Raw genomic sequence first — 23076 nt, forward strand, 5'->3', positions numbered from 1 at the left:
TTTTAAATAATTTATTTTTATTTATGACCCCTAAAAAAAAGAAAAGTCACATCTATAAATTTATAAATAATCAATCCCTTAAAACAGGAAGTTTGTATCTTTGTACTACTAAAATTTAAAAAAATGAAATTAGTTTTTCTTACCATCGGTTTATTAGCATTAGCTTTTGCAGGAATTGCTATAAAAATCTGGGCAAAAAAAGACGGAGAATTTGCGGGTACTTGTGCTAGTCAGAATCCTGTTTTAAATGAAAGTGGAGAAGCCTGTGGTTTTTGTGGTAAAACACCTGATCAATTTGATTCATGTGCAGAACCTGAACACGATAATTAACCATCTTTTTAATAACCATAATTTATACAAGTTTGTATAAATTATGGTTATTAAAAACTTTACTTCTATAAATTCACCTACTTATCTCTTACCAACTATTTCATATTTGTTTAGTATCATTTCAAATCATTATATTTATCAAATACAATTTCTAAACCTATACATTGGAAATAAACAAAGAAAAAGTACAAAACCATATTCAGTTAGCTAAAAAAGGAAATCAGGTTTCTTTTAATTTCTTGCTTGATACTTTTTGGACTAGTGTATATCATTATCAATTATCAAAAATTAAAAATGATAATGAAGCTGAAGACATAACAATTCGTACCTTTTCTAAAGCTTTTGATAAAATTGATACTTTTAATGATGAATATCAATTTAAAACATGGTTAATTACCATTTCTAAAAATGTATATATTGATTTTCTGCGAAAGAAAAAATCATCAATATTAACAGAAACTACCAAAGAACAAGAAGAAGCTGCTTTTAGAGTTATCGACAATTCTCCGTCTCCTGAAGACAAAATTATTACTGAACAAAACTTAGCAAAGCTTTTAAAAGATATTAAAAAGTTAAAGCCAAAATACCAAGAAGTTATCAATTTGCGTTTTTTTCAAGAATTGAGTTATAAAGAGATTTCTGAAAAAATAGAAGAACCTATTAATAATGTTAAGGTTAAATTACTGAGGGCTAAAAAATTATTAGCTGAAATAATAAAGAAGTCTTAACTTACACATATTTTAATTCCTAGATTTTCAAAACATTATGAAACGCTAAAATAAAATAGCTTTATTTTAATACGATCCCCTTTATGAAAAAACCTCTTTCTAATATACTTGGCCCTGGGCTATTATTTGCTGGTGCTGCCATAGGAGTTTCTCATTTAGTACAATCAACTAGAGCTGGTGCCGACTTTGGCTTTGGGTTACTTTGGGCGTTATTAATTGTTAATATTTTTAAATATCCATTTTTTCAGTTTGGTCCTCGTTATGCTGCTGCAACAGGAGAAACTCTATTAGATGGTTATAAAAAATTAGGCAAAGGTGTTTTGATGAGCTATTACATCTTAAATTTTATGATGATGTTCATATTTCAAGCTACATTAACAATTGTAACTGCTAGTTTGGCTTCAACTATTTTTGGTTTCACTAACGATCTCGTAATTTGGTCTTTAATTATCCTACTACTTAGTGTTGGAATTTTAGGAATTGGTAAATACAAATTATTAGACAACCTAATGAAGTATATTATTGCAATACTAACCATAAGTACCGTTATTGCCGTAAGTATTGCATTATTTAGCACTCAAAAGGGATTTAGTTTTCAGCAAATTATACCAAGCGGAACGGCTCAGATTACTTTTTTAATTGCTTTTTTAGGATGGATGCCTGCTCCTTTAGACATTTCTATTTGGCACTCTATTTGGTCTGTTGAAAAAAGTAAAACTACGTTTGAAAAAATTAAACCCAAGTACGCTATATTCGATTTTAATGTAGGTTATATTGGTACACTTTTTTTAGGAGTTTGTTTTGTAATACTTGGTGCATTGGTTATGTTTCAATCTGGAGAGTCTTTTTCATCTAAAGGAACTATTTTTGCTTCACAGTTAATCCATTTATACACAAAAAACCTAGGTGACTTCTCCTATTTATTTATAGGTATTGCTGCTTTTACAACCATGTTTAGTACTACTTTAACTACTTTAGATGCTTCACCGAGAGCCATGTCAATAACCTCGAATTTATTATTCAATAAAAAAACAAAATTAAATTATTGGTTTTGGATGTTCTTATTAACCATTGGTACTTCTGTTGTTTTAAAATACTTTTTAGCTGATATGGGATTCTTAGTTAAAATTGCTACTGTAGTTTCTTTTTTAACAGCTCCTTTTTACGCTATTTTAAACTATATACTCATTACTAGTAAGCACACTCCAAAAAAAAATCAACCAAAATTACCTCTGCGTATTTTAAGTATTAGTGGTATCGTTTTTTTAATCGTATTTAGTCTTTGGTTTTTAATCAATTTATAATACTTTTCTTCGTAAATTTGCTATTCAATTTTTCATTAAAATGGCAAACGAATCTGTAGTATTACCAGAAAGAGTAAAAAAACCAAAATGGTTACGTGTAAAATTACCTGTAGGTAAAAAATATACCGACTTAAGAGGTTTAGTAGATAAATACAAATTGAATACTATTTGTACCAGTGGTAGCTGTCCTAATATGGGAGAATGTTGGGGAGAAGGTACTGCAACATTCATGATTTTAGGTAATGTATGTACCCGTTCTTGCGGATTTTGTGGTGTAAAAACTGGTAGACCAGAAACGGTAGAATGGGATGAACCTGAAAAAGTTGCGCGCTCTATTAAGTTAATGAGTATTAAACATGCGGTTTTAACCTCTGTAGATAGAGACGATTTAAAAGATGGTGGTTCTATTATTTGGGCAGAAACTGTAAATGCCGTTCGTAGAGCAAATCCAAACACTACTTTAGAAACATTAATTCCTGATTTTCAAGGAGATGAAAAATTGATTGATCGAATTATTGAAGTTGCTCCAGAAGTAGTTTCTCATAATGTAGAAACTGTTCGTAGGCTAACGCGTGAAGTTCGTATTCAAGCAAAATATGATCGTAGTTTAGGAGTTTTAAAATACCTAAAAGAAAACGGAATGCGTACTAAATCTGGAATTATGTTAGGTTTAGGTGAAACTGAAGAAGAAGTTATTCAAACCATGAAAGATTTACGTGGTGTTGGTTTAGATGTTATTACTATTGGGCAATACTTACAACCTAGTAAAAAACATTTACCACTGAAAGAATTTATTACTCCCGAACAATTTAAAAAATATGAAACATTAGGCTTAGAAATGGGCTTTATGTATGTAGAAAGTGGTCCTTTAGTACGTTCTTCATACAAAGCACACAAACATGCGAGTTAAGTTTAATGATTCCTTAACGTTTTAACTGTTTAGTGTTAAAAAAATGTCAAATGCTTAAAATTTAATTATTATACACGTTTTTATTTTTACTTTTGCAGAGTACTTATTTAACAAGTATATGAAAAGAGCCTTGTAAACTGTTTTCATTGTGTAAATTATTTGAATTAATTGATTAAAAAAAACCCGCTCTTTGAGTGGGTTTTTTAATTTTATAAATGATCCGTAATTTTTAAAAAATCATTTTTACATTACTTTTCAGTAAAACTGACTGTTTTTTACAACTATTTACCCTCACATCTTTAACACGACTTATTAAATATTTAATGACTACTTTATTTTATTAACAGCTAAACAACAAAAGCCCTATTTATTATATATTTCACAAACAAAACACACAATACTGTTAATAAATAATAAAAAACACTATTTTAACTCACAAAAATTATGAAAAACACTTTTTGGCATAATACTTGCAAATGAGAATAATGAAAACAACTTTGTAAACTGTTTTCATTGTGTAAACTATTTGAATTAGTTAATAAACAAAAGCCCACTCATACGAGTGGGCTTTTTGTGTTTTATAAAATAAAAGAAACGTTTTTCGTTTCACTGCATTACTTTAAATAGCACTTATAATATCGTATTTGGTAATTATATGATGTTTTTCATTACCTAAATCAACCAATACAGCTTGATTATCTTTTGTTATCAATTTAGAAACCTCATCAATAGAAGCTGTTAATTTTACCACCGGATACATAGCACCCATTACTTCTTTAATTGGTTTATCTGCTATATTTTTATCTGCTATATAACTTCTTAATAAAGCAGATTCATCTACAGAACCTACAAAACCATTAACATCTCTTACCGGAATTTGTGAAATTTTAAACTCACGCATTCTTTCAATTGCATGCGACACCAATTCTTCTGTTTGCGCGGTTACTAATGATTTATCAACATGTGCCTTTATTAAATCTTCAGCCGTTGTTACTGCTTCTTCTAAGAAACCACGCTCACGCATCCAATCATCATTAAACATTTTTCCTACATACCTACTTCCATGATCATGAAATAATACAACCACAACATCATCCTTTGTAAAATGTTCTTTTAACTGTAATATTCCTTTTACTGCAGATCCTGCTGAATTACCAACAAAAATACCTTCTTCTTTTGCTATTTTACGCGTATAAACCGCTGCATCTTTATCGGTTACTTTCGTAAATCCATCAATTAAAGAAAAATCAACATTTTTAGGTAAAATATCTTCCCCAATTCCTTCTGTGATATATGGGTAAATTTCATTTTCATCAAAAATACCAGTTTCGTGATATTTTTTAAATACAGAACCATAAGTATCAATTCCCCAAATTTTAATATTCGGGTTCTTCTCTTTTAAAAATTTTGCTGTTCCCGAAATTGTTCCTCCAGTACCTACTCCTACTACAAAGTGTGTAATTTTACCCGCTGTTTGTTCCCAAATTTCTGGTCCAGTTTGCTCATAATGTGTTAATGCATTACTAGGATTATCATATTGATTCACATACCACGAGTTTGGTGTTTCTGCTCCTAAACGCTTAGAAACCGAGTAATATGAACGAGGATCATCTGGTTCTACATTTGTAGGACATACAATAACCTCTGCTCCTACAGCACGTAAAATATCCATCTTTTCTTTAGATTGCTTGTCAGAAATCACAAAAATACATTTGTAGCCTTTTATAATTGCTGCCAAAGCCAATCCCATACCAGTATTTCCAGAAGTTCCTTCAATAATGGTTCCTCCTGGCTGTAAACGACCATCTGCTTCTGCATCTTCAATCATTTTTAACGCCATTCTATCTTTTATAGAGTTTCCTGGATTAAAGGTTTCTACCTTCGCCAAAACCAAGGCATCAATTTCTTTGGTTACTGAGTTTAACTGAACTAATGGTGTATTACCAATAGTTTCTAATATGTTTTTTGCGTATTTCATTTCTTAATTTTACAGCTGCAAAGGTAATTTCTTTTTGGGCGTTCCACAAGTGTCGTGCTTTCATTACTCGCTTTTTTTAGTTTTGTTCTCGATACAAATTTGTTCATTCTTCACAAATTAACTCGAACTAAAAATAAAAAAGAGCTCAAACACACCATTCAATCACTAACGCAGCTAATTTATTAAGGCTAGTTTATAAATAAGAAATTGTTCTCTATATTTTTTATTTCGCTATGCTCAATAAAAAACACTCGAACTGACATGATTTATTAAAAGCTACTACTAATCAAAATAAAAAATCTCATTTTTATAATTAAATTATATTTTATCTGTTGTCACTTCGAGTGATTTCGATGTAAGAGAAATTGTATCGAGAAATAGTTTCTCTTAAAATAGTTCTCGATACATTTTTTATTTCGCTATGCTCCATAAAAAACACTCGAACTGACAGTTAAATAATCTATAACTTAATACATAAGTTTAGCCCTGATTGTAGCATTTGTTTGAGCTCCTCGCGGAGAGCGAGTGCGGAAAGCGGGAAATAGCTTCTAAAAAAAATGTTAGAAATAAATACGACGTTTTAAAAATTGTACTTAGGCAAACTTTATCGATTTTGAAGGCTGTATTTTTGTGATAATATAAGATGGAATTATCAGCATTAAAAAACACAATAACAGCGTACCTATATTTAATAAAACTACCGCTAAAGGATTAATATGAACTGGTACTGTTGCTACTGAATATGTTGCTGGATTTAAGCTTATAACCTCAAAATACTGCTGAATTAACAGGATTGAAATCCCTATTAAATTTCCCCAAAACAATCCTTTTAAAATTAAATAAGAGGCATTGTATAAGAATATTTTTTGAATACTCCAATTAACACTTCCCAATGCTTTTAAAACACCTACCATTTGCACTCTCTCAAGTATTAAAACCAACAAGGCTGTGATCATATTAATACCTGCTATTAAAATCATGATACCGATAATAAACCATACATTATTGTCAAAAAGTTTTATCCATTCGAAAATTAGCGGATAATTTTCAATAATTGTATTACTATTTAACGTTGCTCCAATGGTGCTATAAATTTCGTTTCCTTTTTCAGTTAATTGCTCAAAATCATCAATTAAAACTTCAAATCCGCCAATTTGAGTATCATTCCATCTATTAATTTGACGTACTTCTCTAATATCACCAATTAACATTGTTTTATCAAACTGCTCAAAACCGGTATTATAAATACCTACAATAATCGGTTTTCGCATTTTATATTTCAATCTACTTTTTTCTGCGCTAAATAAAGTTTGAATCGTATCATTTAATTTAAAATGTAATCGATTTGCAATAGATTCTGATATTAATATTTCTTTATTTCTATTTTGGTTAAAGTCTGGTAATCGCCCTTGGGTTAAATATTCTTTAAAAAATGAAAAATCATAATCTGAAGAAACGCCTTTAAAAACAATGGCTTCAAAATCGGTTGGAGTTCTGATAACTCCACCAACGTTCGCAAAAACCTGTACGTTTTTAATACCTGTAATATTTTTAAATTCTGGATAAAAATCTTGATTTTTACTTATAGGAACCGTAGAAATATCTGAATTATTAGTGTCGTAATTCACGATTTGAATATGACCTTTAAAACCTGTCATTTTATCGCTAATTTTTTTTTGAAAACCAGCTGCTATCGATACTGCTATTAGCATAATAGCAATACCTAAAGTAATAGCAATCGTAGCAATTTTAATAATTGGCGATGAAATATTACTTTGATACTCTTTACCTGTAATAATTCGTTTGGCTATAAATAATTCGAAATTCAAAAGTTATCATTTTTACAAATTCAAAAGTAATTAATTATAACTTAACTGATATTATGAAACACCTGATTTTAAATTATCTCCTCTTTTTCTTATAATAAGATTTTTAATGTTAATTTTATATTTTAATATTCTTTTAGATGAAAAACAATTTTAGTTACCTTATTTTATTTTTATGCGCTGTTAATTTTTTATTTGTAGCATGTGCTAAACAACAAAAACATACTATTAAAAAAACAGCTACAGTTAATGAAGTAGTTAAAAATTTAAAAATTAGTGCTGATAGAACTGGTTTATACCTCTCTAAATTAAAAGGCAAAAATGTTGCTATTGTAGCTAATCAAACTTCAGTATTAAGTATTTTACAAAGAGCAGAAGTGGCACCGAATGTGATGGGAAGTAAATTAGTACAACATCATTTGGTAGATTATTTACATACCTATAATAACATCAACATAAAAAAAGTATTTGCTCCCGAACATGGTTTTCGTGGTAAAGCAGACGCTGGTGAAACTGTGATTGATGGTATTGATAAAAAAACACAATTGCCAATTATTTCGCTCTACGGAAAGAACAAAAAACCTTCGTCTGAGCAATTAAAAAATATTGATGTAGTAGTTTTTGATATTCAAGATGTTGGTGCTCGTTTTTACACGTATATATCTTCGCTACATTACGTTATGGAAGCTTGTGCTGAACAAGGCATTGAAGTTATTTTACTCGACAGACCAAACCCGAATGGACACTATATAGACGGCCCTGTATTAGAAACTGCTCATAAAAGTTTTGTAGGAATGCATCCTGTTCCTGTTGTATATGGAATGACTATTGGCGAATACGGACAAATGATTAATGGTGAGAAATGGTTAAAAAACGGAATTCAATGTGATTTGACTGTTATTCCTTTAGAAAATTACACTCATAATACGCAATATAACTTACCTATAAAACCATCGCCAAATTTACCGAACGATAAAAGTATAAACTTATACCCGAGTTTGTGTTTTTTTGAAGGAACAAATGTTTCTGTAGGTCGTGGTACTGAAATGCAGTTTCAAATTGTTGGTTCGCCTTTATTCTCTTTAAAAAATGATTTTTCATTTACTCCAAATCCAAATTTTGGAAGCAAATATCCGAAGCATAAAAACAAGGCTTGTTTTGGTTATAACCTAACAGAAAACGAACATTTAAATACACTAAACTTAAATTGGTTGCTTACTTTTTATAAAGACTATAGTAGTTTTAAAAACGCACAAGGATATCCGTATAAAGAATCTTTTTTTAATGCTTTTTTTACAAAATTAGCGGGAACAGAAAAATTACAACAGCAAATTAAACAAGGATTTACCGAAGAAGAAATTAAAGCGACTTGGAAAAATGATTTAGATAATTTTAAAGTAATTAGAGCAAAATATTTAATTTACAAATAAGTATTAGTCTTTAAAAAACTTGATAAAGTGTTGTTACAATAATTCCTTTACCATCGTTTAAACTAGTAGCTACTAATTGTTTTTCGCTTTTTACTTTAAAATTGAATGGTGATGCTAAGAGGTTTAATCCGCTTTGTTTTTTTAATCGAATTCCTTGTCCTGAAATAATATCTTTATTAGGTATAAAATCTCCAACTGGTAAATGTTCTGTTAAAATAACATATTTAAAACGGACTAATTTACTCACTATACTTGCTACTTCTGCATTTGATAAATGTTGTAGTACCTGTCTTATTAAAACACAATCTGCCTCGGGCAAATCGTCTTCAGCAATATCTAAACAATGAAATGCTAAATTAGTTGCCGTAAACTTTTCTTTATTATGCTCTATAAGAGCTGCTACAATATCTACACCTATATATTTTTGGGTATGCATTACCAATTGTGAACCAATATTAAAATCACCACAACCTAAATCACAGACCGATAACGAGCTTTTAAATGATGTTAAAAATGAAGTTACAGCGGCTATGTAGGGATTTACAATTTCTGGTTGATGAGATCCTAAGCCTGAATAAAAATCAGCATTATTATCGCCCCAAAGTTTCATAGCATATACTTGTTCCATAGCATCTTTTGTAGGCCAAGGTGTTTTTTGTACTTTTTCTAATTTCATTTTAAAACCTAACTAATATTACTCCAAAGTCCGCTTGTTTTTTGTATTTGACTATATACTTTTAATAAACTAGCATTTTGGGGTTTAGTAATAGTTGCATCTTCTTCTAAAACACGAATAGCTGTTTGTCGTGCTTTGTGCAAAATAGCTCCGTCTTTTACAACATCTGCAATTTTAAGGTTTAATACACCGCTTTGTTGTGTACCCATAATATTACCGGGACCACGGAGTTTTAAATCTACCTCTGCAATTTTAAACCCGTCAGTAGTTTCAACCATCGTTTGTAAACGTGTTTTACTATCTGAAGATAATTTAAAACTCGATAATAAAATACAATAACTCTGCTCTGCTCCACGTCCTACTCTACCTCGTAGCTGATGTAATTGACTTAACCCAAAACGTTCTGCACTTTCAATAACCATTACAGACGCATTTGGTACATTTACACCAACTTCAATTACCGTAGTTGCAACCATTATTTGAGTTTCTCCTTTTACAAAACGATTCATTTCATATTCTTTATACGCAGGCTTCATTTGCCCATGCACAATACTAATTTGATATTTTGGAGACGGAAAATCACGAACAATACTCTCATAACCATCCATTAAATCTTTGTAATCCATTGCTTCAGATTCTTGAATTAAAGGATAAACCACGTAAGCTTGACGCCCTTTATTTATTTCATCTTTTAAAAACTTAAAAACACTTAAACGGTTGCTATCATAACGATGCACTGTTTTAATTTCTTTACGCCCAGGAGGCAATTCATCAATTACCGAAATATCTAAATCTCCATAAACCGACATTGCTAATGTTCTCGGAATTGGTGTTGCGGTCATTACCAATACATGCGGTGGCACAGATTTATCAACTCTTACCGAAGGAAGGTTATTTAAACTAGTTTCTAGTTTTGATATAACGCTTTCTAAATCTTCTGTAATTTCTTTTTCACTTAATCGAATAATCTGATACCCAAAATCATTTAAAATTGTGGTTCTTAAGTTAACTGCTGCTATTTGTTCGGGTGTAACATGGTATTTTCCATCAACCTCTACAATTAATTTCTTCTCTAAACAGATAAAATCGACCATAAACTCATCAATAATATAATATCTTCTGAATTTAAAAGTGGTTTTTTTAGTGCTTAAAACTTCCCACAAAACTCTTTCTTCTTTGGTTGTTTTATTTTTACGTTTTAACGCTATTTCTTTTAATAATTTATATTCCGATGGATGTGTTTCTAGATATTTTTCACGAACAGCCTTCCCTTTTTCTTCAGAAATTGCAGTTACCGGATTTTTCTCCCATAATTTTGATCTTTGTGCTACTCCAAAACGATGTTGCTCATCAATAATTGAAATTCCTAAATTCTTAAACTGTACTTTATCTTCTAAAATGGCATGCGTTCCTATTAAAATATGCACAGATCCGTTTTCTAGACCAGTGTGAATTTCACGACGCTTTTTTATTTTACTAGACCCTGTAAGTAATTCAACTTTTATTGTTGTTCCTTCTAAAAGCTCTACGATTCCGTGATAGTGTTGGGTTGCCAAAATTTCGGTCGGTGCCATTATTGTTGCTTGATAGCCGTTATCAATTGCAATTAACATAGTTAATAAAGCTACAATTGTTTTACCAGAACCAACATCACCTTGCAATAAACGATTCATGTGCGCACCAGAACCAATGTCTTTTCTTATTTCTTTTAAAACTCTTTTCTGAGCATTGGTTAATTCAAAAGGTAAATTATTTTTATAAAAATTAGTAAACTGTTCTCCTACTTTCTCAAAAATATAGCCTTTAATTTTTGATTTTCGGATGAGTTTTTTTTGAAGTAATTGTAATTGAATAAAAAATAATTCTTCAAACTTTAAGCGATATTGAGCCTTTGCCAATAATTCTTGACTTTTAGGAAAGTGGATATTTAACAAAGAGTCTTTTTTTCCTAATAACTGATTTTCATCAATTAAATACGTTGGTAACGACTCTTCTATTTGTCCGAATGCTTGCTGAAATAAATTCTGAATAAAACCTCTTAAAACTTTATTACTAATTCCTTTATTACTTAATTTTTCTGTGGATGGATATACAGGCTGCATAGACGTTTGCAACTTACTTTTATACTCTTTTACCGTTTCCATTTCTGGATGCGGCATGTTTGCAACATTATTATACCAATTTAATTTTCCGTAAATCACATACGGAACATCCGTTTTTAAACTATCCTTTATCCATTTTGCGCCTTTAAACCAAACTAAATCTAACGAACCCGTAGCGTCAGAAAATGTTGCCACTAACCTACTGCCTCTTTTTTGCTGCACTTCTTTAACACTCGTTATCTTACCAACCACCTGAACCTCAGCAGTATTTTGCGACAATTCTTTTATGGTATAAAACTGAGTTTTATCAATATAGCGAAACGGAAAAAGGTACAATAAGTCATTGCACGTTCTTACACCTAACTCGGTAAACAACAATTCTGCTCGAGCAACACTAACGCCTTTTATGTATGTTACAGGATGATTTAAATTCATTAAATACGAAAATACAAAAAGACATTAAAATCAACTATCTTTGCACTCTTAAATTCACCAAATGAGATTACATAGAAATTTAGTTTACGCAGTAATAGATAGTTTACGTGACGTTTTTAACGACGACGTATATGCTGACAAAGCTGTTGAAAAGGCATTAAAAAGAGATAAAAGATGGGGCGCACGAGATAGAAAATTTGTTGCTGAAACTATTTATGATATCGTACGTTGGAAACGTTTATACGGTGAAATTGCCGATGTAAAAACTCCATATTCTAGACCCGATTTATGGCGTTTACTAGTGGTTTGGTGTGTGTTAAGAGGTATTAAATTACCAGATTGGAATCAGATTGAAGAAACACCAACCAGAAGAATTAAAGGTCGTTTTGATGAGCTTTCACAAACTAGAAAATACAGAGAATCTATTCCTGATTGGATAGACGAATTAGGTGTTAAAGAATTAGGTGAAGATATTTGGACAAAAGAAATGGCTGCTTTAAATAAACGAGCAGATGTTATTTTACGTACAAATACTTTAAATGTTACAAAAGAGCACTTACAAAAGGATTTAAAACAAGAGGGTATTGAAACCGAATTTATTAATGGCTGTGATGATGCTTTGCGTTTAGTAGAACGTGCCAATGTTTTTAAAACAGAAGCTTTTCATAAAGGTTTCTTTGAAGTACAAGATGCTTCATCTCAATTAGTAGCTGCTTATTTAGATGTTGAACCAGGTATGAAAGTAATTGATACTTGTGCTGGTGCTGGTGGTAAAACTTTACATTTAGCTGCTTTAATGAAAAATAAAGGGCAAATTGTTGCCATGGATATTTACGAAAGTAAATTGAAAAAATTAAAAGTTAGAGCCCGTAGAAATGGTATTAGTAATATCGATTTAAAAGTAATCGATTCTACCAAAGTCATTAAAAAACTATATGGTAAAGCTGATAGAGTTTTAATTGATGCTCCTTGTTCTGGTTTAGGTGTATTACGTAGAAATCCTGATAGTAAGTGGAAACTACAACCTGAATTTATAGATAATATCAAAGAAATTCAGCAAGATGTTTTGCAACGATATTCTAGAATGGTAAAACCTGGCGGTAAATTAGTATATGCCACTTGTTCTGTATTACCATCTGAAAACCAAGATCAAGTAAAAATATTTTTAGCTTCTGAAGATGGTAAAGATTTTACCCTTGTAAAAGACAATAAAGTATTGGCTCATAAATTTGGTTTTGACGGATTTTACATGGCGCAATTAGTTAGAAAATAACATTTCAAGATCATTTCTATTTTATTTTAAAATAATGATTTTTATAAAATTCAAAAGGCTCGTGATTTAAAATCACGAGCCTTTTTCAATCAACTATTAAAAACTAATTAATTACTAAAACAAACTTGTTAAGTAATTACACTTATATGACGGTACAGTTCTTACATCGTTACACAGAAACTTTACTTTAACACTTTTTTAAGATTACTTTTTTTTACTAAAAACAACACTCACTACTTTTATAAATTTTTATATACAATCGTTTATACTTATTTTAGAGGCAACTAACTAAAATTTTAAACTTATGACAAATTCAAACAAACCGAAGACCTTATTTTGGGTTATTGGTGTTATTTCATTGTTATGGAATGCAATGGGAGTTAATCAATACCTACAACAAGCTTACAATACCGCTACTTTTAAAGCAATGTATCCTGATGAAAAAGTATTAGAAATGGCACAAAACACTCCGTCTTGGGTTATGGCTGCTTTTGCTGTTGCTGTTTTTGGAGGTTTTCTTGGAAGTGTATTTTTATTACTACGTAAAAAAATTGCAAAACCGGTATTCTTAATTTCTCTAATAGCTATTGTTATACAAATGACATACAACGTATTTATGAGTGGCGCTTTAGAAGTATATGGTGCTGGAGTTTTAATAATGCCTTTTATGGTTATCGGATTTGCCTTTTTTATACTATGGCATACTAAAAAATGTGAAACCAAAGGTTGGCTTTCTTAATATTGAAAAAAATTAAAGCTGTCTTTTTAAACAGCTTTTTTATTCTATTAAGACAAAAATAAACTCGGCAACACAAGCTGGTTTTTCTTGCCCTTTTATTTCTATCAAGCAATTGAACGTTAATTTTTTCCCGTTAGGAAAATCTTCAATTTGTTTTAAAGAACTTATCAATCGTAATTGACTATTTACTGGGACTGAATTCGGAAAACGGACTTTATTTAATCCGTAATTCAAGCCCATTTTAACACTTTTAATTACTATTAAATCTGATATTAACTCAGACAACATGGCAACAGACATAAATCCGTGAGCCATTGTAGTTTTGGTCGGTGAGTATTTAGCCGCTTTTTCTTCATCAACATGAATCCATTGTTTATCTAAAGTGGCATTAGCAAAATCATTAATCATTTGTTGTGTTACCGTAAACCATTTTCCTTTTGGCAAAGCTTTACCCTCTAAAACATGTAACGCTGCTAAGTTTTCAAAAATTACTTTATTCATTTTTAGGTATTAATTATTTACCATATAAATCATCTTTTACCTTCGGCAACTCTAATTTATATTTTACAGCAATTGTTCTTATTATAAAAATAACCGTTGCGGCTATTACAAAATGTAAATCTTCATTTATAGTAAATTTTGCTAAAATAAGATATACCACTCCACCTGCTAAACAAGCAGAAGCATATACTTCTTTTTTAAAAATTAAGGGTACTTTTCTGGTAAGCACATCTCTAATTACACCTCCAAAAACAGCTGAAACCATTCCCATTACCAATGCTATAAATGGGTGTAAATCGTACGCCAAACCTTTTTGCAAGCCTAATAAGGTAAATACGCTTATACCAATGGTATCAAATAAAAACATGGTTTTTCGTAGTGGAGCAATTTTGCTTCTAAATAAAAAAGTTATTCCAACTGCTATTAAAATTATCCAGATATAATTAATATCGTTAATCCAATTTATTGGGTGTGCATTAATTAAAACATCTCGCATCATACCACCACCTACTGCTGTTACAAAAGCAATAATGATAACTCCAAATAGATCAAAGTTTTTTTTCATTGCAACCAATGCACCACTAATTGCAAAAGCAAATGTACCTACAATGTCAAGAGCGTAAATAATGTCCACTTATATGTTTATTTCAGAAATTCGTATTTGTAAAGTTCTTTCTACTTCTTTTATATTATTTCTTTCATTGTTAAGAATCAACACTAAAGAAACTCCTTTTTTACCTGCTCTTGCAGTTCTACCACTTCTGTGTGTGTAATATTCAATTTGTTCTGGTAATTGATGGTGTACAACAAATCCTAAATTATGTACATCAATTCCTCTTGCAGCAACATCTGTTGACACTAAAATTTGAAGATTCTCATTTTTAAAAGCACGCATTACTTTTTCACGATCTCTTTGTTGCATATCTCCCTCTAATGCCTCTACAGAAAAACCTTCTTCTTTTAACTCTTTCGTTAATTTTTGAGCTCCTGCTTTTGTTCTAGCAAAAATAATTCCTCTTTCAGCATTTCTTTTTTCTAAAAACTTAACAATTACATCTACTTTTTCTGGAATTGTAGTTTGTACAAACTGATGCGTTATGTTTGCGTTTACCAATGAATTTTTATTCACTTCAACCTGTTTTGCTGAAGCATCCATATATTTTTTAATAATATTTCTTATTTCATCTGGCATTGTTGCCGAGAACAACCATGTTTTTCTTGTACCTGAAGTATATTTTAAAATACGGTTGATATCTAATTTAAACCCCATACTCAACATTTCATCAGCTTCATCTAGCACTAAGGTGTTAATATCTTTTAAATCAACTTCACCTCTTTCTATCAAATCAATCAAACGACCTGGAGTTGCTACTACTACATGTGTAGTTCTTTTTAGATTATTAATCTGACGGTCAATTTTTTCTCCACCATAAACAGCTTCTATAAAAATCTTACCATCTACATATTTTGTAAACTTAAATAATTGTTTTTTTATTTGTTGCACCAACTCTCTTGTAGGCGATAATATTAACGCCTGAATTGTGTCTTTTGATGTATCTATCTTATGTAAAGCAGGCAAACCATACGCAGCAGTTTTACCCGTACCTGTTTGTGCCAACCCAATAAAATCAGCATTATTTTGTAATAAATAAGGTATTGCTTGTTCTTGTACTTCAGTAGGCGTTGTTATTCCTAACTCCTTTAATCCCTGAACATATTCTTTTCGTATTCCTAATGCTGTAAATGTTGTCATTCTCTTTATTTATAAATGCAAAGATATTGCTTTATTTTTTTCCTAAAAGTAAGTTTGTTATTTCTTTAGTGACTCTTTTTGGCTTTTGTGTTTTTGCGTCTAACAGGCAAAATGTGGTTTGCGATTTCACTAAAAGAGTTGCTCCTCTACGTATTTCGAAATGACGAACAGATTTTATTCCTGCTGTTTCACCCACCCATGTTTTAACAATAATTTCATCGCCTAAAATACCTTGTTGTTTGTAATCTATTTCATGGCGAATTACAAACCAAACATAATCTGGTTTTGGTACATCTTTTATTAACAACGACCAATGGTCTGCAGATACTTCTTGCATCCACTTTACATACACCACATTATTAACATGGTTATACTCATCTATTTCATTTGCAGTAGCAATGTATTTTTTTTCGTGAAAATTCATTCTACAAAACTACACCAATGATGTTAATTATTACTTAAATATATCCTCCATTTTGTTTCTGTACCATTTTATTGTTGATCTTCGAAGATTGAAAATTAAACATGAATAAAACAACAAGTAATTTTGGTACCGAGAAGGTTAGTAAACTTCTTTTAAAGCAAGCAATACCTGCTTCTATAGGAATTTTAGTAATGTCGTTAAACATGATTGTCGACACTATTTTCGTTGGTCGTTGGATTAGTGTTATGGCAATTGCTGCCATTACGGTTGTTTTACCAATTGCATTTTTAATTTCATCTATAGGAATGGGTATTGGTATTGGTGGTAGTTCTATTATTTCAAGAGCTTTAGGGAAAGGTAATACCAATAAAGCTTTTAAAGTATTCGGAAATCAAATTAGTTTAACCGTTTTCTTATCTGTATTATTTGTTGCTGTAGGAACTTTTTTTTGTTTTCCTATTTTACAATTATTTGGAGCTAAAGGTGCTATTTTAACTCCTGCTACCGACTACTTTCATGTAATTCTTTGGGGAGTACCTTTTTTAGCTTTTGCAATGATGGGAAATCCGGTAGCAAGAGCTGTTGGAAAACCTAATTATGCAATGTTTACGCTAATAGTTCCTGCGTTTGCTAATATTATTTTAGACGTTATTTTCATAAAATTTATGGATATGGGAATGTATGGTGCTGGATTAGCAACTTCTATTTCATACGCCGTTAGTGGTTTATTTATATTATGGTTCTTCTTATCTAAAAATACGGAGTTAAAAATTATTCCGAAGTATTTTAGTATTGATTTTTCAATTTTAAAAGAAATTATTGCTCTAGGTGGAATTACCATTATTAGACAAGGAACAATTAGTCTTTTAATTATTATTTTAAACTATACCTTATTTAAATATGGTGGAGAAATATCAATTGCAGTATATGGAATTATCAACCGAGTAATGCTATTTTCTCTCTTTCCTGTATTAGGAGTAACACAAGGTTTTTTACCTATTGCTGGTTTTAATTATGGTGCAAACAATACCGAAAGAGTTAAAGAGTCTATAAAAATTGCGATAACTTTTGGTTCGGCAATAGCAACACTTATTTTCATAGTAATAATGATTTTTCCTACTGAACTCGTAAGCCTTTTTACTGATAATAATAATTTAATTAACCTTACTTCTAGCGCTTTAATTATAACATTTTTAGCTACCCCTGTAATTACAATTCAACTCATAGGTTCGGCTTATTTTCAAGCAGCAGGAAAAGCTTTACCTGCTTTATTGCTAACATTATTAAAACAAGGTTTTTTCTTAATTCCGTTAGTATATATTCTACCTAAATTTTTTGGTATAAATGGTGTGTGGATGTCTTTTCCAATTGCTGATGTATTAGCTACATTGGTTACTTACTTATATTTAAACAGAGAAATTAAACGCAGTTTAAATTAAACTTTCTCCATTTAAATTTGTAGTTAACACATCGCTCATTAAGTTAAAAAACGGGCGTAAAGCTTTAAAGGATGTATTTACTTCGGATAAAAAATCTTTAGATAGCACTTCTTGGTCGGTAAAATTACGAACCGCAATAAATCCTTTTTTTCGCAATAAATCGATATCTGGATGGTTTTTATCAAAACCTCTTGGTGCTGATTTTAATTCTTCTCCTTCAAATTTATTTCCAAAAAGCTTTACAAATTCAGGATCTTTTAAAATATCTCTAAAATCAGCAGCATCCATTTCTATTTCCTTTCGAATACGTAATAAATCTTCTTTATTTGGCTCCCAAAATCCGCCAGCTAAAAAACTTTCTCCCGGACGAATACGTAAATAATATCCGCCTCTTAAATGTTTTCCTGCTCTAGAAAAAGAACCTGCAAAATGTGGTTGATATGGTGTTTTATCTTTCGAAAAACGAACATCACGGTAAATTCTGAATAGTTTAAACTTGTCTATTTCGTCGTGTGCCTCTAAATTTGTTCTTATTTCAGAATAAAAGTCTTTTGCATGATTTTGAACTTCTTTAAAAGCATCTTTTTGCTCAGTAAACCAATCGCGATTATTGTTTTCTTTTAATTCTTTTAAAAATTGAAGTGTTGATTTTTCTAATTGCATTACGATTGTTTTTGTTATTTGAAAGGTACAAAAAAACGCTGTAGAAAAAATCGACAGCGTTTAAGTATTTTGCGTTAGGGATTGAACGGTTTGTTTGAGCTCTTTTTTATTGTTAATTCGAGTGAATTTGCTTTTTCGCAAATTATTATCGAAAATACAATAAAAAAAGCGAGTAGTGAAAGCCCGCTCGAACGCCCTAATAATTATTTTAAACGTTGAATCTGAAATTCATAATATCACCGTCTTGTACAATGTATTCTTTTCCTTCAATACCTAACTTACCTGCTTCTTTAACTTTTTGCTCACCACCTAAAGTAGTATAATCATCATATTTTGTTACTTCGGCACGGATAAATCCTTTTTCGAAATCGGTATGGATAACTCCAGCCGCTTGTGGTGCTGTATCACCAATATTAATGGTCCAAGCTCTTACTTCTTTTACACCAACGGTAAAATAAGTTTGTAAATTTAACAACTTGTAAGCTGCTCTAATTAAAACAGAAGCTCCTGCTTCTTTTAAGCCCATATCTGCTAAAAACATTTCGCGCTCTTCGTAATCGTCTAACTCAGTAATATCTGCTTCTGTACCAACTGCTAAAACAATTACTTCAGCATTTTCATCTTTTACAGCTTCTCTTACTTTAGTTACATAATCGTTACCATTTACAGCAGCTCCTTCATCAACATTACATACATATAATACTGGCTTTGCTGTAATAAATTGTAGTGACTGAACAATTTCTTGGTCTTTTTCTGAAAACTCAATGGCTCTTACTGAAACTCCTTTTAATAAAGTTTCTTCAACTTTTAATAGAATTTCTAATTCTATTTGAGCTTCTTTATTACCAGTTTTAGCGGTTCTTTTTACACGCTCTAAACGTTTTTGAACAGTTTCTAAATCTTTTAATTGCAATTCAATGTCAATCGTTTCTTTATCTCTAATAGGATCTACAGAAGCGTCAACATGAATAATATTTTCGTTATCGAAACAACGTAAAACATGAATAATTGCATCTGTTTCACGAATATTTGCTAAGAATTGGTTTCCTAATCCTTCTCCTTTACTTGCTCCTTTTACCAAACCAGCAATATCTACAATCTCTACAGTTGCAGGCATTACTCTTTCTGGGTTTACCATACCTTCTAAAACCTGAATTCTAGGATCTGGTACATTTACAACACCTACATTAGGCTCGATAGTACAAAAAGGAAAGTTGGCACTTTGCGCTTTTGCATTAGATAAACAGTTAAATAAAGTTGATTTTCCTACGTTTGGTAATCCTACAATTCCGGCTTTCATTCTGTTCTTTTATTGAAAATTTTCGTTTGCAAATATACTATTTTTGGTTTCAAAAAAACATTTTACACTTTTATCAGTAATTAAACCAAATAACAACACAATATTTACTTTTTTAACATTTTTAAAACACTTTGTATTTCTTTTTACTATTTTTAAAGAATATTAATCAAAATACTTTTACACATGAAAAAACAGCATTTTTTTTTAATTTGTTTTTTATTCTTAGGAATACAACTAATCAGTGCCCAAGTACAAATTAAAGGAACCATAAAAGATAGTAATAATGAACCTTTACCTGGTGCTAATATCCTTGAAAAAGGAACAAATAATGGAGCATCAACAGAATTCGATGGAACTTTTTCTTTAACTGTAAATCCTAATAGCACTTTAGTCATTAGTTTTTCAGGCTTTGAAACTCAAGAAATTCCTGTGAACGGACAAACTACTTTTAACATTACTTTAAACGAAGGCTTACAATTAGATGAAGTTGTTATTGTGGGGTCTAGAAACGCAAGAAGAACAGCTGTGGATACACCTGTACCTGTTGATGTTATTGACGTTGGTGATTTAGCTGCTAAAAATGGTAAAGTTGAAATAAATGACATTTTACAATACGCTGCTCCTTCTTTCAATGCAACCAAACAATCTGGTTCTGACGGAGCAGACCATGTAGTACCTGCTTCTTTAAGAGGTTTAGGACCTGATCAAACATTGGTTTTAATCAATGGTAAAAGACGTCATCAATCATCATTAGTAAATATTTTTGGTACACGTGGTCGCGGTAATTCTGGTACAGACTTAAATGCAATACCTTCTGCTGCAATAAAAAGAATAGAAGTTTTACGTGATGGTGCTTCTGCTCAATATGGTTCTGATGCAATTGCAGGAGTTATTAATATTGTTTTAAAAGATGCTACCGATGGTGTTTCTGGTAGTATAGGTTACGGTGCTTACAGTACTTCTGTAGGGAGTGGCTGGGCTGAAAAAACTGGAGAAACATTATATAATGTTAATGGAAAAAACAGACTAGATGGAGAAGACAAAAGTTTTGATGGTGGTACCTTTAAATTAGATTTAAATTATGGAGCCAAATTAAACGATAAAGGCGGATTTATTAATTTCACAACAGAATTATTATCAAAAGAAAAAACATTACGTCCTGGTTTTTCTTGGCGTAAAGGATATGGTAGTGCTGGTGTTGATGGCTTTAACTTTATGGTAAATGCTAGTTTACCAATTAACGATAACACCGAAGTATATGCTTTTGGCGGAAGAAATTATAGAGACACCGATGCTTACGCTTTTTCTAGAGATAGTTTTGATGATGGTGACAACAGAAGTGTGCCTAGTTTATATCCTAACGGATTTACACCAAGAATAACTTCTAATATTGCAGATATTTCTGTTTCAACAGGTGTAAAACATAAATTAGAAAATGGTTGGGAACTTGATTTTAACAATACTTACGGTGAAAACAAATTCCATTATTTAATAAAAGACACTAATAATGCGTCTTTAAAAGCTGCTTCTCCTACAGAGTTTGATGCAGGTGGGCATAGCTTATCTCAAAATACTACCGGTGTTGATTTTTCTAAATATTTTGAAGATTCAATGAGCGGAATAAATATCGCTTTTGGGTTAGAATACCGAACAGAGAACTTTATTATTTTTGCCGGTGAAGAATCTTCTTATGGATTGTATGATGAAGATGGACTTTTAATAACCAACCCTGGAACACAAGTTATTGCCATGGATTCTAATGGTGATGATTTACCTGGAGGCGCGCAAGGATTCCCTGGTTACAGCCCAGATAATGAAGTAGACAAATCAAGAAGTAATGTTGGTGTATACCTTGATTCTGAGTTTAATTTTACTGATAAATTTTTAGTAGGTGCAGCACTTAGATTTGAAGACTACAGTGATTTTGGTAGTACATTTAACTTCAAATTAGCTTCAAGATTTAAAGCAAATGATAACTTAAGTTTTAGAGGATCTATTTCTTCAGGATTTAGAGCACCTTCTTTAGCGCAATTATATTACAACTTAAAGTTTACTAACATTGTAAACGGAGTGTCATTACCATCGTTATTATCTGCAAATAATAGTACGGTAACTAGAGCTTTTGGTATTGATCAATTAAAAGAAGAAACTGCTTTTAATACAAGTATCGGTTTTACATACAAAGCTGGCGGATTTACTGCAACTGTTGATGCTTATTCTATTTCTGTAGATGATAGAGTTATTTTAACAGATAATTTTGATGCTTCTACCTTAAATTTAGGTGTAGATGCAGCTCAGTTTTTTGCAAATGGAGTAGATACTAAAACTCAAGGTGTTGATATAGTTTTAAATTACAAAAAAAGTTTTAATAATCATAAAATAAATATAGGGCTAGTAGGAAACTTTAATAGCACTGAAATAGAAAATATTAACACGCCATCTACCTTACAAACTAAACTAGGTTTAAGCGCAGAAGAAGCTGAACTAACTTTTTTCAGTCCATTTTCAGAAGCTTATTTAAAAGCAGCTGCACCAGATCATAAATTTGGATTAAATTTAGGTTATGGTTATAAAAAGTTTAACGCAAATTTATCATTTACTAAATTTAGTGAAGTACAAATTTATGATTTTCAATGGGTAGATTCGCCTCCAAAATCACAAGCTGCTGTTGATGCCTTGTTAGATCCTGCTTTAGGCTCAGTAGATACTTATAAAAGTAAAATTACTGCCGATTTAAGTTTAAGTTATGCTTTTACAAAGAAACTTACACTTACTATTGGAGGAAATAATATTTTTAACACCTACCCTACTTCACAATTTGATGGATGGACAGATCAAGGTGGATTAGCCGATTCTGTACAAATGGGTTCTGATGGAGCATATTTCTTTACTCGATTAGGTTTTCAATTATAAATAATTAATAAATTAAGCAATAAAAAACCCCGAGAAATATCGAGGGCACTGAAAAAGCAACTCTTTTTGAAATTTAACTTTAAAAGCGATTAAGAAATGTTACATTTCTCTTAATCGCTTTTTGTTTGCTGTACTTTTTTTGATAAAGTCTTATGTTATATAAAAATTGGGTAAAACAAACCGTTTTTTAACTGCTATTTTAGGNACCGAATAAGTTTTTGATTTAGCACCATCTTTATAACAACCTTTCTTTAAAGGACATCTTTTACATTTTTCTACATCGAAATAATAGGTGTTTACTTGGTTTTTCCCAACATCTTTTTTCCCTTGTTGTGCTTTTCTAATGGCTAAG

19 protein-coding genes and 1 pseudogene are annotated in these 23076 nt (G+C 30.9%); 9 read left to right on the forward strand and 11 right to left on the reverse strand.

Going from position 1 to position 23076, the window contains the following annotated elements; genetic code table 11:
* Window positions 1–123 precede the first annotated feature (123 nt).
* From N2251_RS07555 to lipA, 4 genes are all read left to right on the forward strand, one after another.
* Complete coding sequence (locus N2251_RS07555) at window positions 124–330, forward strand: membrane or secreted protein (protein WP_260586141.1); 207 nt, start codon at window positions 124–126, stop codon at window positions 328–330.
* Between the two features lie 164 nt (window positions 331–494).
* The gene (locus N2251_RS07560) at window positions 495–1058 is read left to right on the forward strand and encodes an RNA polymerase sigma factor (RefSeq protein ID WP_260586142.1); all 564 of its coding nucleotides are present in this window, start codon (window positions 495–497) and stop codon (window positions 1056–1058) included.
* A gap of 83 nt (window positions 1059–1141) precedes the next feature.
* Window positions 1142–2362 carry an NRAMP family divalent metal transporter gene (locus N2251_RS07565; protein ID WP_260586143.1) on the forward strand — a complete coding sequence of 407 codons (1221 nt, stop codon included), beginning with the start codon at window positions 1142–1144 and terminating at the stop codon, window positions 2360–2362.
* Window positions 2363–2402: 40 nt separating this feature from the next.
* Window positions 2403–3272 (forward strand): lipoyl synthase, encoded by an 870-nt coding sequence (gene lipA, locus N2251_RS07570; protein ID WP_260586144.1) that lies wholly within the window; start codon window positions 2403–2405, stop codon window positions 3270–3272.
* Window positions 3273–3891: 619 nt separating this feature from the next.
* Here lipA and N2251_RS07575 read toward each other — a convergent pair.
* Together N2251_RS07575 and N2251_RS07580 are read right to left on the reverse strand one after the other, a co-directional pair.
* Entirely contained in the window at window positions 3892–5250 is a 1359-nt protein-coding gene (locus tag N2251_RS07575; protein WP_260586145.1) for a pyridoxal-phosphate dependent enzyme, read from the reverse strand.
* A 593-nt stretch (window positions 5251–5843) separates the two neighbouring features.
* Window positions 5844–7079 carry an ABC transporter permease gene (locus N2251_RS07580; protein ID WP_260586146.1) on the reverse strand — a complete coding sequence of 412 codons (1236 nt, stop codon included), beginning with the start codon at window positions 7077–7079 and terminating at the stop codon, window positions 5844–5846.
* 137 nt (window positions 7080–7216) lie between these two features.
* Here N2251_RS07580 and N2251_RS07585 point away from each other — a divergent pair, with 137 nt between their 5' ends.
* Window positions 7217–8506, forward strand: a complete 1290-nt coding sequence (locus N2251_RS07585; protein ID WP_260586147.1) for an exo-beta-N-acetylmuramidase NamZ family protein — start codon at window positions 7217–7219, stop codon at window positions 8504–8506.
* Window positions 8507–8516: 10 nt separating this feature from the next.
* On the opposite strand, the gene N2251_RS07590 is transcribed toward N2251_RS07585, so the two are convergent.
* Both N2251_RS07590 and N2251_RS07595 read right to left on the reverse strand, forming a co-directional pair.
* Window positions 8517–9182, reverse strand: a complete 666-nt coding sequence (locus N2251_RS07590) for a class I SAM-dependent methyltransferase (protein ID WP_260586148.1) — start codon at window positions 9180–9182, stop codon at window positions 8517–8519.
* 8 nt (window positions 9183–9190) lie between these two features.
* Window positions 9191–11719 (reverse strand): DEAD/DEAH box helicase, encoded by a 2529-nt coding sequence (locus tag N2251_RS07595; RefSeq protein WP_260586149.1) that lies wholly within the window; start codon window positions 11717–11719, stop codon window positions 9191–9193.
* A 61-nt stretch (window positions 11720–11780) separates the two neighbouring features.
* Here N2251_RS07595 and N2251_RS07600 point away from each other — a divergent pair, with 61 nt between their 5' ends.
* Window positions 11781–12992 carry an RsmB/NOP family class I SAM-dependent RNA methyltransferase gene (locus N2251_RS07600; RefSeq protein ID WP_260586150.1) on the forward strand — a complete coding sequence of 404 codons (1212 nt, stop codon included), beginning with the start codon at window positions 11781–11783 and terminating at the stop codon, window positions 12990–12992.
* Window positions 12993–13296: 304 nt separating this feature from the next.
* Complete coding sequence (locus tag N2251_RS07605) at window positions 13297–13731, forward strand: hypothetical protein (RefSeq protein ID WP_260586151.1); 435 nt, start codon at window positions 13297–13299, stop codon at window positions 13729–13731.
* Window positions 13732–13770: 39 nt separating this feature from the next.
* On the opposite strand, the gene N2251_RS07610 is transcribed toward N2251_RS07605, so the two are convergent.
* From N2251_RS07610 to N2251_RS07625, 4 genes are read right to left on the reverse strand one after another with little or no spacing between them, the layout of a single operon-like run.
* The gene (locus tag N2251_RS07610) at window positions 13771–14232 is read right to left on the reverse strand and encodes a MaoC family dehydratase (protein ID WP_260586152.1); all 462 of its coding nucleotides are present in this window, start codon (window positions 14230–14232) and stop codon (window positions 13771–13773) included.
* A 13-nt stretch (window positions 14233–14245) separates the two neighbouring features.
* On the reverse strand, window positions 14246–14866 hold the full coding sequence (locus tag N2251_RS07615; protein WP_260586153.1) for a trimeric intracellular cation channel family protein: 621 nt from the start codon (window positions 14864–14866) through the stop codon (window positions 14246–14248).
* Entirely contained in the window at window positions 14867–15985 is a 1119-nt protein-coding gene (locus N2251_RS07620; RefSeq protein ID WP_260586154.1) for a DEAD/DEAH box helicase, read from the reverse strand.
* A gap of 31 nt (window positions 15986–16016) precedes the next feature.
* Window positions 16017–16409: an acyl-CoA thioesterase gene (locus N2251_RS07625; RefSeq protein ID WP_260586155.1), complete on the reverse strand. Its 393-nt coding sequence runs from the start codon at window positions 16407–16409 to the stop codon at window positions 16017–16019.
* 101 nt (window positions 16410–16510) lie between these two features.
* Between N2251_RS07625 and N2251_RS07630 the strand changes: the two genes are divergently transcribed.
* On the forward strand, window positions 16511–17848 hold the full coding sequence (locus tag N2251_RS07630; RefSeq protein WP_260586156.1) for an MATE family efflux transporter: 1338 nt from the start codon (window positions 16511–16513) through the stop codon (window positions 17846–17848).
* Here the strand turns inward: N2251_RS07630 and N2251_RS07635 are convergent.
* A complete protein-coding gene (locus N2251_RS07635) occupies window positions 17840–18511 on the reverse strand; it encodes a DUF2461 domain-containing protein (RefSeq protein ID WP_260586157.1) in 672 nt (223 codons plus the stop codon). The two genes, N2251_RS07630 and N2251_RS07635, sit on opposite strands and share 9 nt — an antisense overlap.
* Before the next feature lie 208 nt (window positions 18512–18719).
* Window positions 18720–19811 carry a redox-regulated ATPase YchF gene (gene ychF / locus N2251_RS07640; protein WP_260586158.1) on the reverse strand — a complete coding sequence of 364 codons (1092 nt, stop codon included), beginning with the start codon at window positions 19809–19811 and terminating at the stop codon, window positions 18720–18722.
* Window positions 19812–19994: 183 nt separating this feature from the next.
* Here ychF and N2251_RS07645 point away from each other — a divergent pair, with 183 nt between their 5' ends.
* The gene (locus N2251_RS07645) at window positions 19995–22724 is read left to right on the forward strand and encodes a TonB-dependent receptor (RefSeq protein ID WP_260586159.1); all 2730 of its coding nucleotides are present in this window, start codon (window positions 19995–19997) and stop codon (window positions 22722–22724) included.
* Between the two features lie 207 nt (window positions 22725–22931).
* Here the strand turns inward: N2251_RS07645 and N2251_RS07650 are convergent.
* Window positions 22932–23076: pseudogene (locus tag N2251_RS07650) on the reverse strand (IS5/IS1182 family transposase); the annotation flags it as partial.

This window comes from Tenacibaculum haliotis (assembly GCF_025215075.1).
In the GTDB taxonomy this organism is placed as follows: domain Bacteria; phylum Bacteroidota; class Bacteroidia; order Flavobacteriales; family Flavobacteriaceae; genus Polaribacter; species Polaribacter haliotis_B.